Raw genomic sequence first — 23,540 nt, forward strand, 5'->3', positions numbered from 1 at the left:
ATCTGGGATAGCGCCTCACGAAGAGTCATGGCACCGATCTATCCCAGAAGTTACATAATGGTCAAGTCTGATGGATCCGGCGCCGCCTAGACCTCGAGGCCTACCGGGCCCTAAACTGGGAAGGCTCCTTCGCTGACTACCTCCGCCTCCTCAAGGAGGACCCGAGGCCCCTAAGGACCAGCTTCCAAAGGGTCCACGACATGATCCTCTCCCACGGGGTGGAGGAGTACACCCTCTTTCGGGAAAAGCTCCTCCACTACCGCTTCTTTGACGACCCCTTTGAAGGGGGAAAGGACGCCGTCTACGGGCTGGACAAGCCCCTCATGCGCCTGGTGGCCACCCTCAAAGCGGCCGCCCACCGCCTGGGCCCCGAGCGGCGCATCCTCCTCCTCCACGGCCCCGTGGGCTCGGCCAAGAGCACCATCGCCCGGCTTCTGAAGAAGGGCCTCGAGGCCTACAGCCGCACCGAGGAGGGGAAGCTTTTCACCTTCTACTGGAAAACGGAGGAAGGTCCCCTCCCCTGCCCCATGCACGAGGAGCCCCTGCACCTCCTGCCCCAGGACCTCCGGGAGGCTTTTCTGGAAGAGCTCAGGGCCCTCCACCCCGACTATCCTTACCCCCTCGAGGTGGAGGGGGAGCTCTGCCCCGTCTGCCGCTTCCAGATGCGGGAGGCCCTGAAGCGCTACGAGGGGGACCTGGCCGCCGTCTTAGAAAACGAGGTGGTGGTGAAGCGCCTGGTCCTCTCGGAGAAGGACCGGGTGGGCATCGGCACCTTCCAGCCCAAGGACGAGAAAAACCAGGACGCCACCGAGCTCACCGGGGACATCAACTACCGCAAGGTGGCCCTCTACGGCTCCGACTCCGACCCCCGGGCCTTCAACTTTGACGGGGAGCTGAACATCGCCAACCGGGGCCTGGTGGAGTTCATTGAAATCCTGAAGCTGGACGTGGCCTTCCTCTACGACCTCCTCACGGCGAGCCAGGAGCACAAGATCAAGTCCAAGAAGTTCGCCCAGACCGACATAGACGAGATCATCCTGGGCCACAGCGTGGCGGGCTGGACCCCTATCCTCTACCGGCACCAGGGTAAGCCGGGCTGGACCACGCTGGAGGGGCTTTACGAGCGCTTCGGCGAGCGGCCCAAAGGGCTAGAGGTGTTGGCCTACGACCCTGAGCGCAAGGAGGCCCGCTGGACCGGGGTCTTGGGCCTTTACCGGCACCCCTTCTTCGGGGAGCTCCTCACCTCCGCCCAGAAATGGGGCGTGGTGGAGACCACGCCCAACCACTCCCTTTACGACCGGGAAGGGCGGGTCTTCTACCCCGAGGAGGGGCGGGAGATGCTGGGCCTCCGCAAGCTGCCGCCCCTCGCCTCCCCGCCCCAGACGGTGAACGTGGTGGAGGGCGTACCGGGCTTCGCCATGGAAGAGGAACTGGCCCCAGCCATCACCGCCCGGCGCCTCACCCGCCCTGCCCCGCCGGGGTTTGCGCGGCTCGCCCTGCCCCGCCATGCCACCCTCCTCAAGGCCCTCTACCGCCTGCCCCAGGAGGAGGAGGACCTAAAGGCCCTCCTCACCGTCCTCATCTGGTACGCCACGGAGGGGCACGGAAACGCCCGCAACGGGGGCATCGTCATCTCCTCAGCCAACCGGGAGGAGCTGGAGCGGGTCAAGGCCGCCTACGAGCGGATCTCCGACGGCAAGGGCTACATCCACGTGGGCTCCAAGCGGGACTCTGCCTGGCGGCTTTACCTGGGGGCCGAGGCCATCCGGGTTCTGGCCGAGCACCACTGCGGCAAAGGCGCGGCGCAAAAGCGCCTCCCCGACTTCCTCTTCACCCTTCCCCGCCCCTACCTGGAGCACGCCTGGGAAGAGCTCCTCAAGACCGACGGGTCCCGGCGGCTGAGCCGAGAGCAGGCCAAAGGCTCCGAGGCCTACCGGCGGCTTTATGGGGAGTTCAAAACCATCTCCCCCATGCTGGCCGCCCAAGTAGGGGTGCTCCTAAGCCTCCTGGGGCACGATTACAGCGTCTACCTCTACCCGAGACCCGGGAAAGCCCCCGCCTACCGGATCCGCTACGTCTCCGGGGAGGGCAAACCCGGGGGAAGGCACAAGCGGTACACCCACCGTCTCTTCCGCCGCCCCGCCCAGGGAGAGTGGGTCTACGACATCGCCTGCGAGGGCCTTCACAACTTCGTCTGCGGGGTGGGCAGCGTGGTCTGCCACAACACCAACGAGCCCGAGTACCGCAAGCTCCAGGCTAACGAGTACATGGAGGCCCTCCGGGACCGCACCATCAAGATAGACATCCCCTACATCCTCCGGGTCTCCGACGAGGTGAAGATCTACCGGCGGGACTTCGCCAAGGTGCGGGGCAAGCACATCGCCCCCCACACCCTGGAGATGGCCGCCACCTGGGCGGTGCTCACCCGGCTGGAGCCCCCGAGGCGGGCGGGCCTCACCCTCATGCAAAAGCTCAAGCTCTACGACGGCAGGCTCCTTCCGGGGTGGACGGAGGAGGCGGTTAGGGAGCTCATGGCGGAGGCCAAGCGGGAAGGCCTCGAGGGGATCAGCCCCCGCTACATCCAGGACAAGATCTCTAACGTCCTCGTCACCAGCGAGGAGCCCTGCATCAACCCCTTCATGGTGATGAACGAGCTGGAAGAGGGCCTCAAGCACCACTCCCTCATCAACGACGAGAAGACCCGGGAGCGCTACAAGGCCCTCCTCCAGGAAGTGAAGGCGGAGTACGCCGAGATCGTCAAAAACGAGGTGCAGCGGGCCATCGCCGCCGACGAGGAGGCCCTAAACCGCCTCTTCCACAACTACATTGACCACGTGAAGGCCTACGTCCTGGGGGAGAAGGTGAAAAACCCCTACACCGGAGCCCCCGAGCCCCCCAACGAGCGCCTCATGCGCTCCATTGAGGAGCGGATAGACATCCCCGAGTCCCGCAAGGACGACTTCCGCCGGGAGATCATGAACTATATCGGCGCTTTGGCCCTGGAGGGGAGGCCCTTCACCTACAAGGACAACGACCGCCTCCGCCGCGCCCTGGAGCTCAAGCTCTTTGAGGACCAGAAGGACACCATAAGGCTTTCCGCCCTGGTCTCGGGGGTGGTGGACCCGGAGACCCAGGCCAAGATTGACGTGGTCAAGGCCCGGCTCATCCGGGACTACGGCTACTGCGAGCACTGCGCAAGCGGCGTCCTGGAGTTCGCCGCCTCCCTCTTCGCCCGGAGCGAAAGATGACCCCTGGGGAAGCCTTCCTGCCCATTGAGCGCGACCTCCAGCGCTTCAAGGAGATCGTCCGGGGGGAGGTGAAGAAGCGGGCCCGGGAATTCTTGACCCGGGAGGAGCTTTTCGGCCAGGTGGAGGGCCGCCTCGTCTCTATCCCCCTTCCCCAGCTGGAGATCCCCAAGATCGTCTACGGGGAGCCCCTGGGAGAGGGCCTGGGCCTCGGAGGGCCCGGGGACGAGGCCCTGGGGCCCGGGGGGCATATCCCGGTGGCGGAGCTGGAGCTGGAGGAGTTTTTGGACCTCGTGGGAGAGGCCCTGAGGCTCCCCCGGCTTAGGCCCAAGGGGGAAGGGGAGGTGACGGAGGAGGCTTTCCGGTACACCACCCTCGCCCGCAAGGGCCCAAGGGGCCTCCGCCACGTGCGCCGCACCCTGAAGGAAAGCCTCAAAAGGGCCCTCCTCTCCGGGGAGTACCGCCCCGAAGTCCCCCTCCTCGTCCCCGAGCCCGAGGACCTCCGCTACAAGGCCCCCAAAAAGAAGCCCCGCCCCCACGCCCAGGCGGTGGTCCTCTTCGCCCTGGACGTCTCAGGGAGCATGCGGGAGGAGGAGCTAAGGCTCGTCAAGACCCTCTCCTTCTGGATCACCCTCTGGATCAAGCGGCACTTTCCCAAGCTGGAAAGGCGCTACCTCCTCCACGACGCCGAGGCCTGGGAGGTCTCCGAGGAGGAGTTCTTTAAGGCGCGGGAGGGCGGGGGGACGAGGCTTTCCAGCGCCCTCCTCCTGGCGGAGGAGATCCTTAAGGCTTACCCTGAGGCCTTCTACAACCGCTACCTCTACCACTTCTCCGACGGGGAGAACTGGCAGGGGGACACCCCCTTAGCCCTCGAGGCCCTGAAGCGGCTCCTTCCCTCCCTGGCCCTTTACGGCTACGCCCAGGTGGAGGGCCCCTACGGCCGGGGGCAGTTTTTTGAGGAGCTAGCGGAGGCCCTGGGAGGCCAAGAGGGCCTGGCCCTGGCCGAGGTACGGGGCCGGGAGGACCTGCCTCGCGCCTTAAGGCAGCTTTTGGGAGGCTAGCCCGTGAAAGCGCTTCTCCCCTGGATAGAGACCCTAAGGGAGCGGGCCCAGGCGGAGGGCCTCACCTTCCCCCCGGTCCTCTTTGAAGAGGTGGGCCCCGAGGAGATGGCCATGCTGGCCGCCTACGGGGGCTTTCCCCGCCGCTACCCCCACTGGCGCTGGGGGAGCGAGTACCTCCGCTACCGGGAAACCTACCGCTACGGCCTCGCCCGCATCTACGAGCTGGTGGTGAACACCGTCCCCGTGCAGGCCTACCTCCTCAAGGGGAACACCCTCCTCGCCCAGAAGCTCGTCATCGCCCACGTCTACGCCCACGCCGACTTCTTCCACAACAACCTGGCCTTCAAGCCCATCCCCAAGGACATGCTCTCGGAGATGGCCCACCACGCCGCCTACGTGGAGCGGGCCATGGAGCGCCACGGGGCGAGGAGCGTGGAGGAGTTTTTGGACCTGGTCCTCTCCCTGGAAAACCTCATAGACCCCCACGCCCCCTACATCCAAAGGCCCCAGGAGGAGGAAGTCCCGAAGCCCCAGGACCGCCTCCGGGTGCGCCCCTACCTGGACCCCTACGTGAACCCGCCCCCCGAGCCCCCCAAGGAGGCGGAGGAAGGGGCCAAGCCCCAGGCCCTTCCCCCGAGGCCCACCCGGGACATCCTGGGCTTTTTGGCCCGCTACGCCCCCCTCGCCCCCTGGCAGAAGGGGATCCTGGAGATTATCCGTGAAGAAAGCCTCTACTTCGCCCCCCAGGCGGCCACCAAGATCCTGAACGAGGGCTGGGCCACCTACTGGCACACCCGCCTCCTCCTCCCCCTCCTCACCCCCAAAGAAGCGGTGGACTTTGCCGAGATGCAGGCAGGCCTCCTCGCCCCCCACGGCCTAAACCCCTACCGCCTGGGCTACCTTCTCTTAAAGGAGGTGGAGGAGCGCTGGGACAAGGGGCGGTTTGGCCCGGAGTACGAGGCCCTGCCCCTAGGGGAAAGGCTCCGCTACGAGAGGCCCACGGGGGAAGGGCAAAAGAAGCTCTTCCAGGTGCGCACGGTCTACACCGACCTCAACTTCCTCGAGGAGTTCCTCACCCCCGAGTTCGCCCTCCGCCACCGCCTGGTGAGCCCAGAGGAACTACCCCGGTTCGCCGAGGCCAAAAAAGCCCTCCTCTTCCGCCTCACCAACGCTGGCTACCCCATCGTGGAGCTCGTGGACGCCAACTACCAAAACCGCGGGGAGCTTCTCCTCGTCCACACCTACGAGGGGGTGGAACTTGACCTGAGGAAGACCAAGGCGGTGCTGGAAAACCTCCACCGCCTCTGGGGAAGGCCCGTGCACCTGAAAACCGTGGTGAACGGGAAGGAGACCCTCCTCTCGGCGGGCTAGCGGAGCACCCGCAAATAGCCTAGAAGGAGGGCCTCGGAAAGCTCCCCTAGGTGCCGGGCCACAAGGCGCCCCTCCCGGTCAAAGAAGAAGGTGGTGGGAAGCCCCTGGACGCCCAAGGCCTGGGCAAGCCGGGTCTCGGGGTCCAGGAGGACCCACTCGGGGGAAAGGCCCCTTTCCTCCAGGAAGTTCTTCACCACCAAAGGGCCTTCCCCCTGGCTTACGAAGGCGAAGCGCACCTCCGGGTTCTCCTGGGCGAGGCGCACCATCATGGGAAGCTCCCGGCGGCACGGGGGGCACCAGGTGGCCCAGGCGTTGAGGACCAGGGGCTTTCCCCGGAAATCGCTGAGGCGCACCTCCGTCCCCCCAAGGGTGGTGAGGGTCAGGGCGGGAAGGCGCACCTCCTGGGCCGGGGGCTTGCGGACGAGGAAGACCCCCGCCACCAGGCCCGCCACCAGGGCCGCCCCCAGGGCGTAGCGCCAGAGGTGTTTAGGCAAGGTCATAAGCGTATACCCCCCTCCAGCCAAGATACCCCAAAGGGGATCAAACCCCCCTTGCCAGACGTAAAGAACGGCGAGGGGATCCTTGGCATAAACGGACGCGTTCTCCAAGACAAAGCCAAGCCTGGCCCCCAGAAGGCCCACCCAAACGGCGCCCTGGCCCCAGGAGGAAAGCCTCCGGTCCACCCGGCGGGCAAAGAACTCCGCCACCCCCACCAGGACAAGAAGGGCCAAGGCCACCTGCACCCTGGGCCAAGGGAGGGCGAAGGGCCCGAGGGTGAGGGCGTCCATCACCGGACCAGGGGATAGCCCGCCCGCGCTATGGCCAAGACCCCGCCCTCCACGTTGTAGAGGTTGGTGTAGCCCTTCCCCTTCAGGTACTCCGCCGCCTTTTGGCTCCGGTTGCCGCTACGGCAGTAGAGATAGACGGGTTTGTCCTTAGGGAGGCTTTCCGCCCAGCGGGCCACCTCCTCCAGGGGGAGGTTGACGGCCCCGGGAACGTGGCCTTGGGCGAACTCCTCCGGCATCCTCACGTCCACCACCAAAGCCCCCTGGGAAAGGGCCCGGTAAAGCTCCTCCGGGCCCACGTTCTAGTAGCTCCCCTTGGGGCCGCAAGCGGCAAGGAGGAGAGGGAGGACGAGGAGGCCGAAGAGGGCGCGGCGGGTCATGCTAGGCCTGGACCCCCACGGCCTTGCGGATGGCCTCGAGGAACCGGGGAAGGGGCTGGGCCCCAAGAATCCGCTCCTTGCCGTAGTTGATGACGGTGTCGGGCACCCCGTGGATGTGGTAGCGGCTGGAAAGCTCGGGGAACTCGTTGGCCTCAATCATCTCGCCCCACACCTTGGGGGAGGCGTAGGCCAGGCGGTGGGCGGTGCGCACCGCCTGGGGGCAGTAGGGGCAGGTGGGGGTGACGAAGACCTGAAGGACCACCTCCTCGGGGAGGTTCTGAAGCTCCTGGACCACGTTCTCGGGAAGGCCGTGCCCGTCCCGGCCCAGCATCTCTATGTCCTCGAGGAGGCTTGCGAACTCGTAGCCCGCGGGGATCCCCCGGTAGCGGAGGTTGATGGCCTCCGAGCCTTTCTCGCGAAGGATGAGGGTGGGTGCGGCCTCCACCTTGTAGGCCTCAGCCTTCTCCTTCCCTTCAGGAGTGGCCAGGTCGTAGACCACCAGGTGGAGCTTGTCGGAAAGGGCGGAAAGCTCCTCAAGAAGCTGCTTCGTCTCCTTGCAGTAGAGGCAGGGCTCCTTCCCCGGGGCGATCAGGGTGGAGGAGTCGGTGAAAAGCACCATCTCCACGTCCCGGGTAAGGCCGGAAAGCCTTTCCCGCACGATCTCCTGCTCCTTCGGTCCCAAAAGCGCCATGTTCACCTCCCGGATACCCCCCTAGGGGTAGTCCTTTACCCACTATAGCAGGCGCCGCCCGGGTTGGGATAGAGGGCCCATACACCTTTTTCCGCCTTGACACCAACTACCCCCTAGGGGTATATTGCCGGGCGAGGGACGAAGGTCCCTGGAAGGAGGTAAAGCCATGATCTTCCGGCAAATCTACGAGGAAGGCCTCGCCCAGATGAGCTACCTCCTGGGCTGCGCCGCCACCGGGGAGGCCCTGGTGGTGGACCCCAGGCGGGACGTGGACGTCTATTTGGACCTGCCCCAGTCCTTGGGCCTCGGAAGAGGCCAAGCGGCTTTACGAGGAAGGGGTACCCTTCTTTGACGTGCGCGAGGTGGAGGAGTACGCCTAGGCCCGGATTCCCGGGGCTAAGCTCCTTCCCCTCTCAGAGTTCATGGCCCGCTACCAGGAGATCCCCAAGGACACCCCCGTGGTCCTCTACTGCCGCACGGGGAACCGCTCCTGGCAGGCGGCCGCCTGGCTTAGCGCCCAGGGGTACAAGGTCTACAACCTGGAAGGGGGCATCGTCCGCTGGTACCGCTTAGGCCTTCCCGTGGACACCACCCCGGTGGAGGTGAGCTACGCCGCCACGCCCTTTAAGGAGGTGGGCCCCCTCGAGGCGCAAGGGCTTCTGGAAGAAGCCTACGTGGTGGACGTGCGGGAGGCCTGGGAGTACCAAGGGGGGCACATCCCCAAGGCGGCGAACATCCCCCTCTCCGAGCTTCCCAAGGACCGGCCCATCCTCCTCGTCTGCAACTCCGGCAACCGCTCGGGGGTGGCGGCGGAGTTTTTGGTCCAGCAAGGGTTCAGCGGGGAAAGGGTCTATAACCTCGAGGGCGGCACCTACGCCTGGGTGGGGGCGGGTCTTCCCGTGGAGCGATGAGCCTGACCCTTCTCGGCGCCCTTTGGATCGGCCTCGCCCTGGGGCCTTTGGGCTCGGGGGGGTCCATCCTCACCGTGCCCATCCTGGTCTACCTCCTGGGGGAGCCCCCCCCAAGCAGGCCATCGCCGAAAGCCTCCTCATCGTGGGGGAAATCGCCCTTTTGGGGGCCATCCCCTACGCCCTTAGGGGCCTTGTGGACGGGCGCAACGTCCTCCTCTTCGGCCTTCCCGGGATGGCGGGGACCTACCTTGGGGCGTGGCTTTCTCGCTTCGTCTCGGGGGAGGTCCAGCTTCTCGTCTTCGCCCTGGTGATGCTCCTCGCCGCCTACCTCATGGCGAGGCCTTTCCCCCTCAAGAAGGACCCCGGGCCCAGGAAGGCCTGGAAGATCGTCCTGGACGGGATCTTCGTGGGGGTGGGGGGCGGGTTTTTGATCGTCCCCGCCTTGGTCCTCTTAGGGGGGCTTCCCATGCACCGGGCGGTGGGGACGAGCCTCCTCATCATCGCCCTCAAGTCCTTGGCCGGGTTTTACAAGTACCTCCACCTCCTCCCCGCCCTGGGCCTCTCGGTGAACTACCGGGTGGCGGGGCTTTTCGTCCGGGTGGGGTTTTTGGGGAGCGTCCTTGGGGGAAGGGTGGCGGTGCGCCTGCCCCAGGAGGGCCTGAAGCGGGGCTTTGCCCTCTTTTTGGTGGCCATGGGGGTCTTCCTGGTGGTCCAGAACCTGTAAGCTTAAGGGGTGCCCTTCCGCACCTTCCTCGTGGTCCAGGCGGAGATCCGCCTCGAGGCCTACCGCTCGGAGGAGGCCTTTCGGGAGCGGGTCTTCGCCCTTTTAAAGCCCCTCCAGGGGACCCCTTCCCCGCGCCTTGCCGCCTTCCCCGAGCTCTTCGGCCTCCCCCTCCTCCTCCAGCTAGAGGAGGGGTTTTCCTGGAAGGACCTGTTGCGAAGCCCCCTCCTCCCCTGGCGCCGGGCGCGAAGGGCCTACGAGGTCTTCCACCGGGTGATGGCCGAGGCGGCTAGGGCCCACGAGGCCTACCTCCTTTCCGGTACGATCCTCTCCCCTCCCTACGAGGAGGAGCTTTCCCGGGGGTGCTTCGCCCGCACGCCCCTTTTTCAGAACCTGGCCCTTTTCTTCAACCCGGAAGGCCGCCTCCTGGCCCAGGTGCCCAAGATGGAGCGCACGCCCCCCGAGCGCTGGCTCAAGGGGGGCTCCTTCGGCCCCCACCTGGTGGAGACCCGGGCCGGGCGGGTGGGGATCCTGATCTGCCTGGACGCTTTTCACGAAAAGCACCTATCCCGCCTGGACGCCCTGGGGGCCGAGGTCCTCCTGCAACCCTCCGCCAACCCCGCCCCCTGGGAAAGGCCCTGGCCCCCCGACCCGATGCGCAAGGAGGGGGAGGTGTGGCTGGCCTCGGCCCGGGAAAGGCTTCTGGGCCGGGAAAACCTGAGGCTCCTCCTCAACCCCATGCTGAACGGGAAACTCCTGGGCCTCTCCTTTGAGGGGCAAAGCGGGATCTACGCCCCCGGGAAGGCCCTCCAGCTGGCCCAAGGCCCCTTGGGGGACGAGCCCCTCCTCTACGTGCCCTAAAGCCTTTCGGGGAAAAGCCGGATGGGGTAGGGGCGGATGAGGGCCTTGGCGAGCTTCTCCCAGGCCCGGTCCTGCACCGCCTCCCGAAGCTCCCCCTCCACGGCCTCGAGGGGGTAGCGCCCCGGGGGCTCCACCCGCTCCAAAAGGAGGATGTGGTAGCCGAACTCCGTGGCCACCGGGCCAGAAACCTCCCCGGGCTTCAGGGAAAAGAGGGCCTCCTCAAAGGAGGGTACATAGGTGCCCCGGGGAGCGCACCCCAAATCCCCGCCCTTTTCCCGGGAGCCCGGGTCCTGGGAAAGGGCCTGGGCCACCTGGGCGAAGGCCTCTCCCCTTTCCAGGCGGACCAAGGCCTCCCTGGCCTCCGATAAGGAAGGGAGGAGGATGTGGCGGGCGCAGTAGAGGGCGGGATGCCGATACTCCGGGCTAAGGAGCCAAAGGGCCCTTAAGGCAGCCGGGGAAACCCGCATCCTTTCTCGGTAGCGCCCTTCCAGGTTCTCCAGGGCCAAAGCCTCCGCCAGGAGAAGGCGGTAGGCCTCTAGACCGGGAAGCCCCGCCTCCTTCAAAGCCTCCTCCAAAGCCCCTTCCTCGGGGAAGGCCTCTTGAAGGGCCTGCACCCTGGCTTCCACCGCCTCCTTGGAGGGCCAAAGGCCTTGGGCCCGGGCCACCTGCAAAAGGGCCCGCTCCTCCGCCAGGGCCTCCAGGTACCTAGGCCTATAGGCGGCAAGGAGGGCCCGGGTCTCCTCCGTGTCGGGAAGGCCCAGTTGCCTGAGAGCGCTTTTGGCGAAAAGGCCAAAGCGAAGCTCAAACTGGCCCTTTAAAAGGGCCTCCTCCCCCACCTGGGCCACCACCGCTTCCTGGGCCAAGGCCAAGGGGAAAAGGAGGGCGAGGAAAAAAAGAAAGCGCATGCCCCATGCTAGCATAGGGGGCGTGAACGACCTGGTCCTAAGGGCGGCCCGGGGGCTTCCCACCCCGAGGCCCCCCGTCTGGTTCATGCGCCAGGCGGGCCGCTACCAAGCCTCCTACCGCAAGGTCCGGGAGCGCTACGCCCTGCCCGAGATCGTCCAAGAGCCCGAGCTCGCCGCCCAGGTGACCCTTTCCCCCGTGGAGGAGCTCGGGGTAGACGCCGCCATCCTCTTCGCCGACATCACCACCCCCCTCTACGGCATGGGGGTGGCGCTTTCCCTGGTGGAAGGGAAAGGCCCCGTCATCCACGAGCCCATCCGGGACGAAAAGAGCGTGGAGGCCCTAAGGCCTTTGGTGCCTGAGGAGGCGGTGCCCTTCGTGCTAAAGACCATCCGGATCCTGAAGGAAAGGCTTAAAGTCCCCCTTATCGGCTTCGCCGGGGCCCCCTTCACCCTGGCCAGCTACCTCCTAGAGGGCGGGCCAAGCCGCCACTTCCTCCAGGTGAAGGCCTTCATGTACCGGGAGGAGGCCCTATGGCACCGCCTCATGGAAAAGCTCACCCTGGCCATGGCCCGCTACCTGAAGGCCCAGGCGGAGGCGGGGGCGGACCTCCTGCAGGTCTTTGACTCCTGGGTGGGGGCCCTAAGCCCGGCGGACTACCGCCGCTACGTGAAGCCCCACATGCAGAGGCTTTTCCAGGCGCTAAGGCCCTTGGGCGTCCCGGTGATCCACTTCGGGGTGGGGACCATGGGCCTCTTGCAGGACATGAAGGAGGCGGGGGGGGATGTTTTGGGCCTGGACCACCACACCCCCCTCCCCTGGGCCCGGGGGGTTCTGGGTGGGACGCCGGTCCAGGGGAACCTGGACCCCGCCCTCCTCTTCGCCCCCAAGGAGGTCCTAAGGCGGGAGGTCTTGCGGATCCTCGAGGAAAACGGCGGCCGGCCCGGGCACATCTTCAACCTGGGCCACGGGATCCTGCCCAAGACCCCGGAGGAAAACGTGCGCTACGTGGTAGAACTCGTGAAGGAGGTTGCGGCATGAACGTGCTCCTCATGGCCTACGGCACCCCTTACACCCCGGAGGAGATTGAACCCTATTACACGGATATCCGCCGGGGGAGGCGCCCTTCCGAAGAGCTCCTCAAGGAGCTTTCCGAGCGCTACGCCGCTATCGGCAAAAGCCCCCTCAACGAGATCACCCTGGCCCAGGCCCTAAGGCTCCAGGCCCTTTTGAACCTGGAGGCCCCCAGCTACCCCAAGCGCCTCCTCGGGCCCTTCCCGCCCCGCACCCCCCAGGGCCCGGCCCGGGTCTACGTGGGCACCAAGCACTGGCACCCCTCCATCGGGGAGGCGGTGGCCGCCATGCACGAGGACAGGGTAAGGCGGGCGGTGGCCATCGTGGCCGCCCCCCACTACTCCCTAAGGAGCGTGGCCGAGTACCAGGAGAAGGTGGAGGCCGCCCTCAAAGCGCTTCCCGAGCCCATAGACTTCGTCTGGGTGGAAAGCTACGAGGCCCACCCGGGCCTCATCGCCGCCTACGCCCGGAGGCTGGAGGAGGCCATCTGGCGGCTGAAGGACCCCAAGCGGGCGGCCTACGTCTTCACCGCCCACTCCATCCCCGTGGCCGCCGTGGAGCGGGGCGACCCCTACCCCCGCCAGGTGGAAAGGACCGCCGAGCTCATCGCCAAGAGGCTCTCTCTCCCCCGCTTCCAGGTAGCCTACCAGTCGGCGGGGCGCACCCCGGAGCCCTGGCTTGGGCCCGACATCAACGAGCTTTTGCGGAACCTCCGGGAGGAGGGCTTTGAGGAGGTGGTGGTCCAGGCGGTGGGCTTCCCCGCCGACCACCTCGAGGTCTTCTACGATCTGGACATCGAGGCCCAAGCCACCGCCAAAGAGCTGGGCCTAAGGCTTCTCAGGGCCCGGAGCCTCAACGCCGATCTGGACTATATCCAAGTGCTCAAGGACCTGGTGGAGGCGGCGTGGCTCAAGTAGCCGTGGTGGGCGGGGGCTGGGCGGGGCTTGCCGCCGCCTTGGCCCTGAAGGAAGCGGGGGTGGACTTCCTCCTCCTAGAGGCTTCTCCCCGCCTTGGGGGGAAGGTACGCACCCTGAAGCAAGAAGGCCTCCTGGTGGAGGGGGGCCCCGACGCCAGCGTCCGCTACAAGGAGGAGGTGCTGGCCCTGGCGGAGGCCTTGGGCCTAGCCCCCCTGGGCACCCTCCCCGCCAAGCCCTCCGCCTTCATCCTCCGCAAGGGCAAGGCCCACCCCCTCCCCGAGGGGCTTTTGCAGGTGGTGCCCGGGGACCTGAAGGCCTTGGCCCAAACCCGCCTCCTCTCCTTCTCTGGGAAACTCCGGGCCCTTTACGACCTTTTCCTCCCCCGGGGGAGCAAGGAGGACGAAAGCCTAAGGGAGTTCGTGGAAAGGAGGCTTGGCCTCGAGGTCTTCCAGGCCCTGGTGGCCCCCTTGGCCGGGGGGATCTACGGGGGGGAGCCGGGGGAGCTTTCCATGCGGGCCGCCTTCCCCCAGCTATGGGCCCTAGAGCAAAAGCACCGAAGCCTCCTCCTCGGGGCCATGAGGGCCCGGAAGGGGCGGGGAAGCCGGGAAGGGGGAAGCCTCTTCTTCTCCTTCGCCGAAGGGCTTTCCGCCCTCACCCAGAGGATGCGGGAGGCCCTGGAGGGCACCTTCCTCCTCGCCACCCCGGTCCTCGGCCTCGAGCCCGCGGGCAGCCGCTACCGCCTCCACACCCCGAGGGGGGTCCTGGAGGCGGAGGCGGTGGTCCTCGCCACCCCCGCCCCCATGGCGGCCAGGCTCCTAAGGCCCTTCCTCCCCGAGGCCGCGGCCCTCCTTCTCGGCATCCCCCACACCCCGGCGGCCACGGTGAGCCTGGCCTTCCCCGAGGCCCTTCCCCTAAAGGGCCACGGCCTCCTCATCGCCCCGGGGGAGGGGTACCGGGTGCGGGGCTTCACCTGGGTCCACAACAAGTGGCCCCACCGGGCCCCCGAGGGGTGGAGCCTGGCGAGGGCCTACTTCTCCGGGGAGGCGGCGGGGCTTTCCGAGAGAGAGCTTGCCCGGCTGGCCCTGGAGGACCTGGAGCGCTTCCTCGGGCGAAGGGTGCGCCCCAGCCACACCTTCGTCTTCCGCTTCCCCGAGGGGATGCCCAGCTACCGGGTGGGCCACTTAGAGAGGATCGCCCGCCTGGAGATGGCCCTCCTCAAGGCCCCGGGGCTTTTCCTGGCGGGGAACTACCTGGAAGGGGTGGGGCTTCCCGAGGTGGTGCGCACCGGAAGGAAGGCCGCAGGGAGGGCTCTCAACCACCTGGCCCTGGCCCCAGTCTAGCCAAACCCCAGGACCACCCCTTAGAATGGCTCCCAATGGATCGCTTTTACTCCGTGGTAGCTCTGGGGGCCTTTCTTCTGGGCCTTCTGAGCGGCCTTCTGGGGTACGGCGTCCCCCACGCCCTCCCCTGGTTCATGATCGCCACCGCCATCGCCGCAAGCCTCTATGGGCTTGGGATGGGGCTTGGGGTGGCGGGGGCCGCTTCCTTGGTCCTCCTCCGCCTCCCGGGGTTTGACCTGGTGGCGGTGGCCCTCCTCCTCTCCGCCCTCCTCGCCCACCAGGTGGGGAAAAGCCTGCGCCGGGCCTACCGCAAGGCCAGGGCCCAAAGGCTCCTGGCCGATGCCCTCGAGGCCCTCCCAAAGGCCCGATTCCCGGAGGAAGTCCTAAAGAGCCTCCCCGAGCGCCTTCACACCCTGGGGGGAGGGGGGCACGTGGGGGTCTGGGTGCCCACGCCCCGGGGCTTCCGCCTCCTGGCAAGCCGCCCACCCCTTTCCCTGGAAGAAATCCCGGGAAGCGGGGTGGTGGGCTAGGCCTTCCGGGAAGGAAGGCTCCTCTACATCCCCGACGTGCGCCGGGAGCCGGGCTACATCAGCATCCCCGGGCACCAGGTGCGAAGCGAGCTCGCCCTGCCCCTAAAGGAAGGGGACGAGGTGGTGGCCGTCCTCAACCTGGAAAGGAACCGCCCCTTCCACCCCGAGGAGGTAGAGGGGATTTCCCGCTTCGCCCAGGCGGTGAGCCTGCAGCTTACGCGCCTTGCGGACCTGGAGGAAAAGCGGCTCGTGGCGGAGCTTTCCGCCCGCTTGCAAAGCGCCACCACCCCCGAGGAAGCCGGGGAGAAGGCTTTGGCCCTCCTTCTAGAGGTTTTGGGCCTCGAGGCGAGCACCCTCTGGGAGGCCCGGGGAAGCCGGATGGAGGCCTTGGCCTACCTGGGGGTGGAGGAGCCCTCCCTCCTCCAGGTCCTAAGGGAGGGGCTCCCTTACGGGGTGGGCCTCGCCTGGCAGGTCTACGAGACCAGTAGCCCCGTCTTCACCCCCCGCTACGCCGAGGAAAGCCGGGTGGTCCCGGCCCTCAAGGCCCTCAACTGGCGCACCTTCGCCGTCCTCCCCGTCCCCACCCCGGGATCGCCCCGGGCAAGGCGGGTCCTGGTGGTGGGACAAAGGGCGGAAAGGCTTTGGCGCCAGGCGGAGGTGAACCTCCTCCTAGCCTGCCGCACCCTGGGGCTCGGCCTGGAGCGCCTCACGGAAAAGGCCCGCCACCAGGGGGTGAACCGCCTCTTCCTGGACCTTCTGGAAAAGCCCCTGGAGACCCTCTACCAAGAGGCCCTGGAGGAGGCCGTCCGCCAGGTGCCGGGGGCCGAGGCGGGAAGCCTTTTGGTGTGGGAAGACGGGGCCTACCGCTTTCGGGCCGCCTGGGGCTACGACCTGGAGGGCCTGAAGGCCGTCTCCTTTACCCCCGAGAGGATGCTCCTCTGGTACGGCCGCCCCGAGGAAGAGGCCCGCCGCGGCGCGCCCCGGATCATGAGCGCAGACCAGAGGCCCATCGCCGAGGTGAGCCACCAGACCGCCCCCCCCGAGGTCATAGACACCGCCGGCCGGGCCAAGGAGATCCAGGCCAACCTCTGCCTGCCCGTGCCTTACCGGGGGGAGGTCCTGGCCTACCTCAACTTGGATAACCTCCACGACCCCAAGGCCTTCGGGGAGGACTCCCTGCAGGCGGCCCGGTTCTTCGCCGCCCCCCTGGCCACCCTCCTCCACGAGGCCAGGACCCGGACCCTCCTGGAAGAGGCGGCCCTCACCGACCCCCTCACGGGCCTGCCCAACCGCAGGGCCTTTGACCGCTTCCTCCCGGAAGAGCTCAAGCGGGCGGAGCGCTACGGCTACCCCCTCTCCTTGGCGGTCTTGGACCTCCGGGGCTTCAAGCCCATCAACGACCGCCTAGGCCACGCCACGGGGGACCAGGCCCTCATCCGGGTGGCGGAGGCCCTGAAGCGGGAAAGGCGGAACGGCGACCGGATCTTCCGCTGGGGCGGGGACGAGTTCGCCGTCCTCTTCCCCCACACCCCCAAGGCGGGGGCCATCGCCGCCGCCTACCGCTACGCCCAGGCCATCGCCCAGATCTGCTTTGGAAAGCTCTGCCTGGGGGTGAACATCGGGGTGGCCACCTTCCCCGAGGACGGAAAGACCCCGGACGCCCTCCTCTCCGCCGCCGACACCCGCATGTACCGGGCCAAGGCCCAGGGGCTTCCGGTGGTGGCCTAAGAGGCTTCCGCCTAGGCCAGGGCCGGCCCGGTCCCTTGTATACTTTGGGAAAGGTGGTGAAGTTTCCCAGCACCTGGAAAATCGCCTTAGGGTATGCTCTCTTCGCCCTAGCCTGGATCCTGGCAAGCGACCGGCTCCTCCTGAGCCTCTTTCCCGAAGCCACGGCGCTTAGCCATTGGCAGACGGCCAAGGGGCTGGTTTTCGTCTTCCTAGGCGCCCTTCTGGTCTACGCCCTGGCCCGGGGCGAGGAGGCCCGGAAGGCCCAAACCGAAAAACGCTTTCGCGCCCTGGTGGAAAACGGCCGCGAGCTCATCTACCTCCTGGACGCCCAGGGCAAGATCCGCTACGCCTCCCCCAACGTGGCCGAGGTCCTGGGCTACGACCCCTTGGGCTATACCCGGGAGGAACTTTCCGTCCTGGACTTCGTCCACCTCGAGGACCGCCTTTACGCCGAGGCCGCCCTGGAAGACCTTCTCCGCCACCCGGGCGAGACCCGGGAGTATACCTTTCGCATCCTGGACGCCCAAGGCCAGGTGCGCCGGGTGCGGGTCTGGGGCAGGAACCTCCTCCGGGACGAGGCGGTGCGGGGCATCGTCCTCAACGTCCGGGACGAAACCGAGCTGGAAACGGAAAGGGCCCGGCTCAAGGGCGTTATAGAAGCGCTTCCAGGTCAGATCTACCAGGCCAAGGTGGAGGAGGGCCAGGACCCCGCCTACGCCCCTTTGGTCTACGCGGCCCCCCGCCAGGCGGAAAGCCTTTTGGGCTACCCCGCCGAGGCCCTCCTTCAAGACCCCGCCTTCTACTTCGCCCAGGTCCATCCCGAGGACCGGGCCCGGCTGGAGGAGACCGTGCGCCAGGCGGTGGCCCGCCCGGGGGAGGCAAGGACCTGCACCTACCGCTTCTTCCACGGGGAGAAAAAGGCCTGGGTGTGGCTTCGGGACACCCTGGTCTACGACCCGGAAACCCGCCTCCTCACCGGCTACGCCTACGACGTGTCCCGAGAGGTGGCGCAGGAGCGGGCCCTTCGGGAGTCCGAGGCCCTCTTCCGCACCCTGGCCGAGACCGCCCCGGCCCTCATCCTCCTCTGGCAGATGGAGGACCCCGCCCGCCCCGAGACCGCCCGCCTGGTCTTCGCCAACGAGGTGGCTACCGCCCTCACCGGGTATACCATGGAAGAATTTCAGCAAAAGCCCCTCTGGGACCTCGTCCACCCCCTGGACCGCCCCTTGGTGCAGGCGAGGGGCCTCGCCCGTCTGAAGTGGGAAAGCCCGCCAAGCCGCTACACCTTCCGCATCGTGACCAAGGGGAAAGAGGTGCGCTGGCTGGACTACGCCGCCGCCCGGGTGGAAGTGGGAGGCAGGCCCACGGTCCTGGGGGTGGGCCTGGACATCACCGAGGCCAAGGAGAAGGAGCTGGCCCTGGAGGCCTTCGCCCGGCTAAGCCTCGCCCTGCGGCAAAGCGAGGACCTGAGGACCATGATGGACCTGGCCCTAGAGGCCGTCTTGGAGAGCATGGAGGCGGAGGCCGGGGCGATCCTCCTCTACGAGGGAAACCCGCCCCACCTGGTGGAGGAGGTCTCCCGGGGCTGGATCAAGGACCTGCCTAACGCCCCCAGGCTGGAGGAGAAAAGCCTCGCCGCCTTGGCGCTAAAGGGGGAGGTGGTCCTAAGCCCCAACCTCAAGGAGGACCCCCGCCTCCGGGAGGCGGTCCGCCCCCTCATCCCCGAGGGCTGGGCGGGGTTGGCCCTTCCCCTTCCCGCGGGCCAGGAAAGGGTGGGGGTCCTCCTTTTGGCCTGGCCCGGGGGGCGGCTTCCCACCCCAAGCGAGGTGGAGCGGGCCAAATTCCTGGCGGAGGCCCTGGGGAACGCCGTGCGCCGGGCCTCCTTACAGCAAAAGCTCGCCCGAAGGGTGGCCCAGCTGGAGGCCCTAAGGCAGGTGGACCAGGCCATCCTGGCCTCCATGGACCTGGCCCCGAGCCTCGAGGTCCTTTTGGACAAGCTCTTCCTCCTCCCCCTGGACGCCGCCGCCTTCTTCCTCTACGAGCCCACCGACAAAACCCTGCGCCTGGCCGCCACCCGGGGTTTCCATAGCCCCAAGGACCTCCTCTCTAAGGCCCTCCTCCTGGGCCAGGGGCACGTGGGCCAGGCGGCCCTTTTGGGGGAGAAGGTGGCGGTGGACGAGCTGAGGAAGGACCCGGGAAGCCACCCCGAGTTCACCCTCCAGGAAGGCCTGGTCTCGGAAAGGGCCTACCCCCTTTTGGCCCGGGGGCGGCTCCTTGGGGTCCTGGCCGCCTTCACCCGGAGGCCCTGGGACCTTTCCCAGGAAGAGGAGGAGTTCCTCGAGGCCCTGGTGGGGCAAAGCGCCCTGGCCCTGGACAGCATCCGCACCCTCCAGGACCTCCAAAAAAGCCAGCAAGAGCTGGAGGCCGCCTATGAGCTCACCCTCTGGGGCTGGGCCAAGGCGGTGGAGCTCCGGGACCAGGAGACGGCGGGCCACACGGAGCGGGTGGTCCAGCTCACCCTGCGCCTGGCCCAAGCCTTAGGGGTGCCGAAAGAGGACCTGGAGCACCTAAGGCGGGGCGCCATCCTCCACGACGTGGGCAAGATCGCCATCCCCGACAGCATCCTCCTCAAGCCCGGCCCCCTCACCGAGGAGGAGTGGCAGGTGATGCGCAAGCACCCCGTCTACGCCTACGAGTGGCTTTCCGGAATCCCCTTTCTCAAAAAGGCCCTGGAGATCCCCTATTGCCACCACGAGCGCTTTGATGGCTCGGGCTACCCCCGGGGGCTTAAAGGGTTTGAGATCCCCCTTTCCGCCCGGATCTTCGCCGTGGTGGACGTCTACGATGCCCTCACCTCCGACCGTCCCTACCGCAAGGCCTGGCCCAAGGAAAAGGCCCTGGCCTACATCCAGGAGCAAGCGGGTAAGCAGTTTGACCCCGAGGTGGTGGCCGCCTTCCTAAGGCTTATGGAAGAGGCCTAGCCCCAGCCCAAAAGCCTCCGGGCCTTCTCGGAAAGCCGGTCCGGGGTCCAGGGGGGCTCAAAGGTGAGTTCCACCTCCACCTCCTCCACCCCGGGAAGGCGGGAAAGGGCCTGGCGCACCGCATCCCCCATGCTGTCGTGCAAGGGGCAGCCCGGGGTGGTGAGGGTCATGCGGACATGGGCTCGAGGCGGCTCCACCACCAGGTCGTAGATCAGGCCCAGGTTGACCACGTCCAGGCCCAGCTCCGGGTCGTAAACCGTCTCCAAAAGCGCCCAAGCCTGTTCTTCCAACGGGTTTCTCACCGTCATCGCCGCATCACCTCCCAAAGGGCGTAAAGGTGGGGGAGGACGCCCAAGGCGTAGGCCCAGGCCGCCCAGGGAAGCCAGGGGGAAAAAAGCGCCCCGAAAGCGAAAAGCCCCCCCGCCAGGTTGCCCACCCCCTCGGGGAGCATCTCCTTGAGAAGGGGCACCTTCTCCTTGCCCGCCCGTTTGGCGTAGCGGTGGGTCCAGACCAGAAAGGGGAGGATCTTGTAGAGCATGCCGCTCACCACCAGGCCCACGAAGCCCAGGGCGAACCACAAAGCCGCCCACACCGGCTTAAAGGGAAGGGCCAGGAGGGCAAGCCCCAGGAAGCCAAGCCCCGCCAAATAGTGCCGCACCCCGATATCCAGGGGGCGCTTCATGCGGTTTTTCAGGATGCGGTGGGCGTCGTAAAGGGCGAGGCCGTAGGCCAGGAGGAGAAGGAGGTAGCCCAGCCCCTCCCCGAAGGCGAGCCCCAAAAGCCCCAGGTTGGCCGCCCAGAGGAAAAGCCCCAGGGCCCCCTCGTCCACCCCGTGGGTGAGGGTGAACATGGAGACCAGCTTGTACCCCACCCCCACGATGGAGAGGAGAAAGACCCCACCGAGCCCGGCGAGGAGGTGCCAGACAAGCCTTTCCGGGTCGTAGAAGCCATAGCGCTGGGAAAGGGCCTGAAAGAGGCCGAGAAGGGGCGTGAGGACCAGGTAGAAGACCACCCAGGCCAAGGCGGTGGCCACCCGGTTCCAGCGGGGGGCCCGGAGAAAGGTGAGGAGCATGTGGAGGGCGAAGAGGAAAAGGGCCAAAAGGGCCAAACCCCCACCCCAGGGGACGAGGGCCGGGGCCCGGGCGAAGCCCAGGGCGAGGAGGCCAACCCCCAAAGCCCAGAGGAGCATCACGGGGTAGCCGAGTTCCTGCCGGTAGAGCGGCGCCTCGAGGACCACGGGCACGAGCTGGTGCATGGCCCCTAAGAGGACCCCCACGCCAAAGCCCAGGAGGAAGAGGTGGGCCAGGGCGAGGCCCAGGGGATGCCGGGGCACCTGAAGGGCCTCGGGGTGAAGGGCGAAGAGGAGGGCGAACCCTAGAAAGAAGGCCTCCCCCAAGAAAAAGAAGCCCGCGGAGAGGCTTAAGGGGACCGTGCGGTTCTGGGCCGTGACGATCACGGCCTAATCTTGAGGAAATCGGTCGGGAATCGCCATGACCTGGGTCATGGCTAGCGCCCCGGGGGGAGGAGGGTGAGGGTGCCCCCCTCGGCCAAGGGGGTGGCAAGCCCCGCCAGGTAGCGCACGTCCCGGCCCTCCCAGAGGACGGCGAACCGGGGCCTAAGCCGCCAGAGGACCTTGGGCTCTAGCCATAGGCCCGCCTCCTCCTCCGAAGGAAGGGGCTCCAAGGCGATGTCCCGCAAGGCGGGGTTCACGGCGAAGACCTTCCCCAGAGCCTCCCCCACGCTCCCCGCCCGCAAGGAAAGGGGCTCGGGCTGGGCCGGGCGGGCAAGGCCCAAGGCCTGGAAGCGCACCCCCATCCGCCCCTCCTTCAGGGCGAGGGCGGCGTCAAAACCCTTCCGCATCACCTCCTCCTGCGCCGAGAGGTAGACGAGCCAGGGGCGGGCGTCCCGCACCCGTTCCGCCACATACCGCCCCACCATGGCGAAGGAAAGCCCCACGTACTCCGGGGGGATCTGGGCCCGCTTGGGCCCGAGACCCCCGTGCCAGAGTCCCGCCCGGTACACCTCCCGGGCAAACTCCGCCGAAGTATCCACGCCGATGGTACGGGCGAGCCAGGCGGAGAAAAAGGCCCGCCTCAGGTAAAGCTCCCCCTCGGGCACCCGCCCCTCCCAGCCCAGGGCCCTAGCCGTCCCCGGGTGGCGGCTTAGGTGGTCGTACACCTGGGCCACGAAGGAGGCCGCCTCCGCCAAAAGCCTTTCCGCGTCCAGGCGCATGGCCCGCTTTTCCGCCTCCCCAAGCCCCCCAAAGGCGAGGAGGTCCCGGAAGACCTCCTCGGGCAAGGGGGGAAGGTCCAGAACGAGGGTCTCCTCCCAAACGCCCGTCATCGTTCCCTCCTTTCCCGCGCTTCCCGCATTTTCCTCAGCCTATCCGCCGTGACCACCCGCCGCGTCATGGCGTGGGCGAAGACCAAGGTGGCGGCGAGCTGGAGCCCGCCGGAAAGCCCAAGCCAGGGGCGAAGCCCCTCCTTTCCCATCAGGTAAAGGGGCTCCAGGACGAGGCGGAGGAGAAGGCCGGCGTTGAGGAGAAAAAAGGTGAGGGCCTCGAGGCGGTCCTGGCGAAGCCCCCCCGGCCTCGGCATCATCCAGTAGGCCACCCCCATGACCATCTGCAGAAAAAACCCCACCAGCCCGGCGTGGACGTGGCTCGGGCGGAAGGGCCCCACCAGGGAGGGAAGAAAGTAGAAGAGGGTGCCCAAAAGGGCGGTGTAGACCAGGTAGAAGAGGGCAGCCCGCACGAAGAGGAAGTGCCAAAACCCCACTAGCCCCCCTTGCGGATGAGGATCTCCACCCTCCCAGGACCGAGGTCCTTGAGGGCGTAGGCGTGCCCCTCCTCCTCCAGGCGGGCCAGGAGGTGGATGGGCCTGCGCACGTGGTGGACCAGGAGCTTCTCCCCCGGTTTGAGGGCGGCCAGGGCCTCGAGGACCCGCACCATGGGCAAGGGAGGCTCCAGGTTCTCCTCAATGAAGACCTCGGCCTGGAAGTCCCTCCAGTCGGCCTCGGTGAGGGCGGCCTTTCCCCTAGCCTCCTCTCCCCCCGCCTCCTGGCGGTAGAAGTGGGCCCGGTAGTGGCGCTCCCCCAGCTTTTCGCACCAGGCCACAAAGCCCTGCTTGGCCAAGACCCGGTAAAGGGGCACGGGCTCAAAGAGCCCTTCCAGCACAAGCCTCTCCCCCGGGGCCACCTCCCTGGCGGCGGCCATGATCTGGGCGAAGGGCTCCCCGCCGGCCTCGAGGACAGGCCGCACGTCCAGCCGGAAGCCCACGGGGGCGGAAAGCCAAGGAGGGGGCGGGGTCCCCACCCGGCTTTCCTCCGCCAGGTGCATGGGGGGCTTGGCCTCCACCCCCAAGGCCCGGTTGAGCCTTTCCACAAGCGCCTCCGGGGCAAGCCCCCCGATCCTCGCCGCCTGGGCCACGGTGACCAGGTTCGGCATGGTGCGGCGGAGGAGGGGGTTCTTGAGCTTCTGGAAGGCAGGGCTTGCCTCCAGGAAGACCTCGAGGAGGTGGGGCCAGCGCCTTAGGACCTCCGCCACCTTCATCTCGGGGCGGACTACCTCTTCCCGATCCGCACCCGCCATACCTCCGGACCTTCCTCCAGGTACTCCCAGGTGAAGGCCTGGGGCCGCTCCACCTGGAACTGGTAGTAGAGGGGCTTGGGGTCGTGGTCGTTCACCAGCACGAAGCTTTCCCCCGGCTTCAGCCCGTCAAAAAGGGCGAAGATCCTGGGGTGCCGCTCCCTGGGAGGTAGGGTTCGCACGTCCAGCTCCATAGCGCCCTCAGTCTCCTAAAGCCCCTTCCTCCCCGGCCATGACCTGGGTCAAGGACTGAACTTACGCGCTTTTGGTTTTCTCAAGTAAAATGGGCCTCCGGTCACTAGGGAGGCCCGATGAAGAGGATACCACAACCCCTCCTGCGCGCTCTAGAAGCTTTAGCCCAAAGCCCCATCAACACCTCCGCCCTGGCCATGGCCGAGGGCCAGGACTTCGCCCACGACACCCTCTACCGGGCCCTGAACCAACCCCTGGCCTTT

At 67.3% G+C, this 23,540-nt stretch carries 18 protein-coding genes and 5 pseudogenes; 13 read left to right on the plus strand and 10 right to left on the minus strand.

Going from position 1 to position 23,540, the window contains the following annotated elements; genetic code table 11:
• Positions 1 to 74 precede the first annotated feature (74 nt).
• Genes IEX93_RS09355 through IEX93_RS09365 form a run of 3 tightly spaced genes read left to right on the plus strand, consistent with a single transcriptional unit; the run spans position 75 to position 5,677 of the window.
• Entirely contained in the window at positions 75 to 3,248 is a 3,174-nt protein-coding gene (locus IEX93_RS09355; RefSeq protein WP_188847959.1) for a serine/threonine protein kinase, read from the plus strand.
• Positions 3,245 to 4,306, plus strand: a complete 1,062-nt coding sequence (locus IEX93_RS09360; protein WP_188847944.1) for a DUF444 family protein — start codon at positions 3,245 to 3,247, stop codon at positions 4,304 to 4,306. The genes IEX93_RS09355 and IEX93_RS09360 overlap by 4 nt, the downstream gene beginning before the upstream one ends.
• Positions 4,307 to 4,309: 3 nt before the next feature.
• Positions 4,310 to 5,677: a SpoVR family protein gene (locus tag IEX93_RS09365; RefSeq protein ID WP_188847945.1), complete on the plus strand. Its 1,368-nt coding sequence runs from the start codon at positions 4,310 to 4,312 to the stop codon at positions 5,675 to 5,677.
• On the opposite strand, the gene IEX93_RS09370 is transcribed toward IEX93_RS09365, so the two are convergent.
• From IEX93_RS09370 to pdo, 3 genes and pseudogenes are all read right to left on the minus strand, one after another.
• Complete coding sequence (locus IEX93_RS09370; RefSeq protein ID WP_188847946.1) at positions 5,674 to 6,465, minus strand: TlpA disulfide reductase family protein; 792 nt, start codon at positions 6,463 to 6,465, stop codon at positions 5,674 to 5,676. The genes IEX93_RS09365 and IEX93_RS09370 overlap by 4 nt on opposite strands.
• Positions 6,465 to 6,842 (minus strand): annotated as a pseudogene (locus IEX93_RS09375) (rhodanese-like domain-containing protein). The gene IEX93_RS09370 and the pseudogene IEX93_RS09375 overlap by 1 nt, the downstream one beginning before the upstream one ends.
• A gap of 1 nt (position 6,843) precedes the next feature.
• The gene (pdo, locus tag IEX93_RS09380) at positions 6,844 to 7,533 is read right to left on the minus strand and encodes a protein disulfide oxidoreductase (protein WP_188847947.1); all 690 of its coding nucleotides are present in this window, start codon (positions 7,531 to 7,533) and stop codon (positions 6,844 to 6,846) included.
• 166 nt (positions 7,534 to 7,699) lie between these two features.
• Here pdo and IEX93_RS09385 point away from each other — a divergent pair, with 166 nt between their 5' ends.
• From IEX93_RS09385 to IEX93_RS09400, 4 genes and pseudogenes are all read left to right on the plus strand, one after another.
• Entirely contained in the window at positions 7,700 to 7,885 is a 186-nt protein-coding gene (locus tag IEX93_RS09385; protein ID WP_188847948.1) for an MBL fold metallo-hydrolase, read from the plus strand.
• A pseudogene (locus IEX93_RS09390) lies at positions 7,812 to 8,444 on the plus strand (rhodanese-like domain-containing protein). Before IEX93_RS09385 ends, IEX93_RS09390 begins: the two are co-directional and overlap by 74 nt.
• Positions 8,441 to 9,168: pseudogene (locus IEX93_RS09395) on the plus strand (sulfite exporter TauE/SafE family protein). Before IEX93_RS09390 ends, IEX93_RS09395 begins: the two co-directional pseudogenes overlap by 4 nt.
• A 9-nt stretch (positions 9,169 to 9,177) precedes the next feature.
• Positions 9,178 to 10,026, plus strand: coding sequence for a carbon-nitrogen hydrolase family protein (locus IEX93_RS09400; RefSeq protein ID WP_188847949.1), 849 nt, complete (start codon positions 9,178 to 9,180; stop codon positions 10,024 to 10,026).
• Here the strand turns inward: IEX93_RS09400 and IEX93_RS09405 are convergent.
• Positions 10,023 to 10,931: a peptidylprolyl isomerase gene (locus IEX93_RS09405; protein ID WP_188847950.1), complete on the minus strand. Its 909-nt coding sequence runs from the start codon at positions 10,929 to 10,931 to the stop codon at positions 10,023 to 10,025. The genes IEX93_RS09400 and IEX93_RS09405 overlap by 4 nt on opposite strands.
• Here IEX93_RS09405 and hemE point away from each other — a divergent pair.
• From hemE to IEX93_RS09430, 5 genes and pseudogenes are all read left to right on the plus strand, one after another.
• On the plus strand, positions 10,930 to 11,970 hold the full coding sequence (hemE, locus tag IEX93_RS09410; protein WP_371863174.1) for a uroporphyrinogen decarboxylase: 1,041 nt from the start codon (positions 10,930 to 10,932) through the stop codon (positions 11,968 to 11,970). The two genes, IEX93_RS09405 and hemE, sit on opposite strands and share 2 nt — an antisense overlap.
• On the plus strand, positions 11,967 to 12,920 hold the full coding sequence (gene hemH / locus IEX93_RS09415) for a ferrochelatase (protein WP_188847951.1): 954 nt from the start codon (positions 11,967 to 11,969) through the stop codon (positions 12,918 to 12,920). The genes hemE and hemH overlap by 4 nt, the downstream gene beginning before the upstream one ends.
• Entirely contained in the window at positions 12,908 to 14,260 is a 1,353-nt protein-coding gene (gene hemG, locus IEX93_RS09420; RefSeq protein WP_188847952.1) for a protoporphyrinogen oxidase, read from the plus strand. Before hemH ends, hemG begins: the two co-directional genes overlap by 13 nt.
• A 35-nt stretch (positions 14,261 to 14,295) precedes the next feature.
• Positions 14,296 to 16,518 (plus strand): annotated as a pseudogene (locus IEX93_RS11790) (diguanylate cyclase domain-containing protein).
• 56 nt (positions 16,519 to 16,574) lie between these two features.
• On the plus strand, positions 16,575 to 19,499 hold the full coding sequence (locus tag IEX93_RS09430; RefSeq protein WP_188847961.1) for an HD domain-containing phosphohydrolase: 2,925 nt from the start codon (positions 16,575 to 16,577) through the stop codon (positions 19,497 to 19,499).
• Here IEX93_RS09430 and IEX93_RS09435 read toward each other — a convergent pair.
• From IEX93_RS09435 to IEX93_RS09460, 6 genes are read right to left on the minus strand one after another with little or no spacing between them, the layout of a single operon-like run.
• Positions 19,496 to 19,807 carry a metal-sulfur cluster assembly factor gene (locus tag IEX93_RS09435; RefSeq protein WP_188847953.1) on the minus strand — a complete coding sequence of 104 codons (312 nt, stop codon included), beginning with the start codon at positions 19,805 to 19,807 and terminating at the stop codon, positions 19,496 to 19,498. The two genes, IEX93_RS09430 and IEX93_RS09435, sit on opposite strands and share 4 nt — an antisense overlap.
• Positions 19,804 to 20,955 (minus strand): hypothetical protein, encoded by a 1,152-nt coding sequence (locus IEX93_RS09440; protein WP_188847954.1) that lies wholly within the window; start codon positions 20,953 to 20,955, stop codon positions 19,804 to 19,806. The genes IEX93_RS09435 and IEX93_RS09440 overlap by 4 nt, the downstream gene beginning before the upstream one ends.
• Positions 20,956 to 21,005: 50 nt before the next feature.
• Positions 21,006 to 21,842 (minus strand): protoglobin domain-containing protein, encoded by an 837-nt coding sequence (locus IEX93_RS09445; protein WP_188847955.1) that lies wholly within the window; start codon positions 21,840 to 21,842, stop codon positions 21,006 to 21,008.
• Complete coding sequence (locus IEX93_RS09450; RefSeq protein ID WP_188847956.1) at positions 21,839 to 22,276, minus strand: hypothetical protein; 438 nt, start codon at positions 22,274 to 22,276, stop codon at positions 21,839 to 21,841. Before IEX93_RS09450 ends, IEX93_RS09445 begins: the two co-directional genes overlap by 4 nt.
• The gene (locus IEX93_RS09455) at positions 22,276 to 23,088 is read right to left on the minus strand and encodes a DUF2249 domain-containing protein (RefSeq protein ID WP_188847957.1); all 813 of its coding nucleotides are present in this window, start codon (positions 23,086 to 23,088) and stop codon (positions 22,276 to 22,278) included. The genes IEX93_RS09450 and IEX93_RS09455 overlap by 1 nt, the downstream gene beginning before the upstream one ends.
• A complete protein-coding gene (locus IEX93_RS09460; protein ID WP_188847958.1) occupies positions 23,061 to 23,279 on the minus strand; it encodes a DUF2249 domain-containing protein in 219 nt (72 codons plus the stop codon). Before IEX93_RS09460 ends, IEX93_RS09455 begins: the two co-directional genes overlap by 28 nt.
• A 117-nt stretch (positions 23,280 to 23,396) precedes the next feature.
• Here IEX93_RS09460 and IEX93_RS09465 point away from each other — a divergent pair.
• A pseudogene (locus tag IEX93_RS09465) lies at positions 23,397 to 23,540 on the plus strand (IS701 family transposase); the annotation flags it as partial.

Origin of the sequence: Thermus composti (assembly GCF_014647535.1) — a bacterium.
In the GTDB taxonomy this organism is placed as follows: domain Bacteria; phylum Deinococcota; class Deinococci; order Deinococcales; family Thermaceae; genus Thermus; species Thermus composti.

What these genes read in the sequence shown, in the direction of transcription:
- IEX93_RS09360 (WP_188847944.1), top strand. Translation starts at nt 3,245, where the DNA reads ATGACCCCTGGGGAAGCCTTCCTGCCCATTGAGCGCGACCTCCAGCGC.
- IEX93_RS09370 (WP_188847946.1), bottom strand. Translation starts at nt 6,465, where the DNA reads ATGGACGCCCTCACCCTCGGGCCCTTCGCCCTCCCTTGGCCCAGGGTG.
- pdo (WP_188847947.1), bottom strand. Translation starts at nt 7,533, where the DNA reads ATGGCGCTTTTGGGACCGAAGGAGCAGGAGATCGTGCGGGAAAGGCTT.
- IEX93_RS09385 (WP_188847948.1), top strand. Translation starts at nt 7,700, where the DNA reads ATGATCTTCCGGCAAATCTACGAGGAAGGCCTCGCCCAGATGAGCTAC.
- hemE (WP_371863174.1), top strand. Translation starts at nt 10,930, where the DNA reads ATGCCCCATGCTAGCATAGGGGGCGTGAACGACCTGGTCCTAAGGGCG.
- IEX93_RS09405 (WP_188847950.1), bottom strand. Translation starts at nt 10,931, where the DNA reads ATGCGCTTTCTTTTTTTCCTCGCCCTCCTTTTCCCCTTGGCCTTGGCC.
- hemH (WP_188847951.1), top strand. Translation starts at nt 11,967, where the DNA reads ATGAACGTGCTCCTCATGGCCTACGGCACCCCTTACACCCCGGAGGAG.
- IEX93_RS09435 (WP_188847953.1), bottom strand. Translation starts at nt 19,807, where the DNA reads ATGACGGTGAGAAACCCGTTGGAAGAACAGGCTTGGGCGCTTTTGGAG.
- IEX93_RS09445 (WP_188847955.1), bottom strand. Translation starts at nt 21,842, where the DNA reads ATGACGGGCGTTTGGGAGGAGACCCTCGTTCTGGACCTTCCCCCCTTG.
- IEX93_RS09455 (WP_188847957.1), bottom strand. Translation starts at nt 23,088, where the DNA reads ATGGCGGGTGCGGATCGGGAAGAGGTAGTCCGCCCCGAGATGAAGGTG.
- IEX93_RS09460 (WP_188847958.1), bottom strand. Translation starts at nt 23,279, where the DNA reads ATGGAGCTGGACGTGCGAACCCTACCTCCCAGGGAGCGGCACCCCAGG.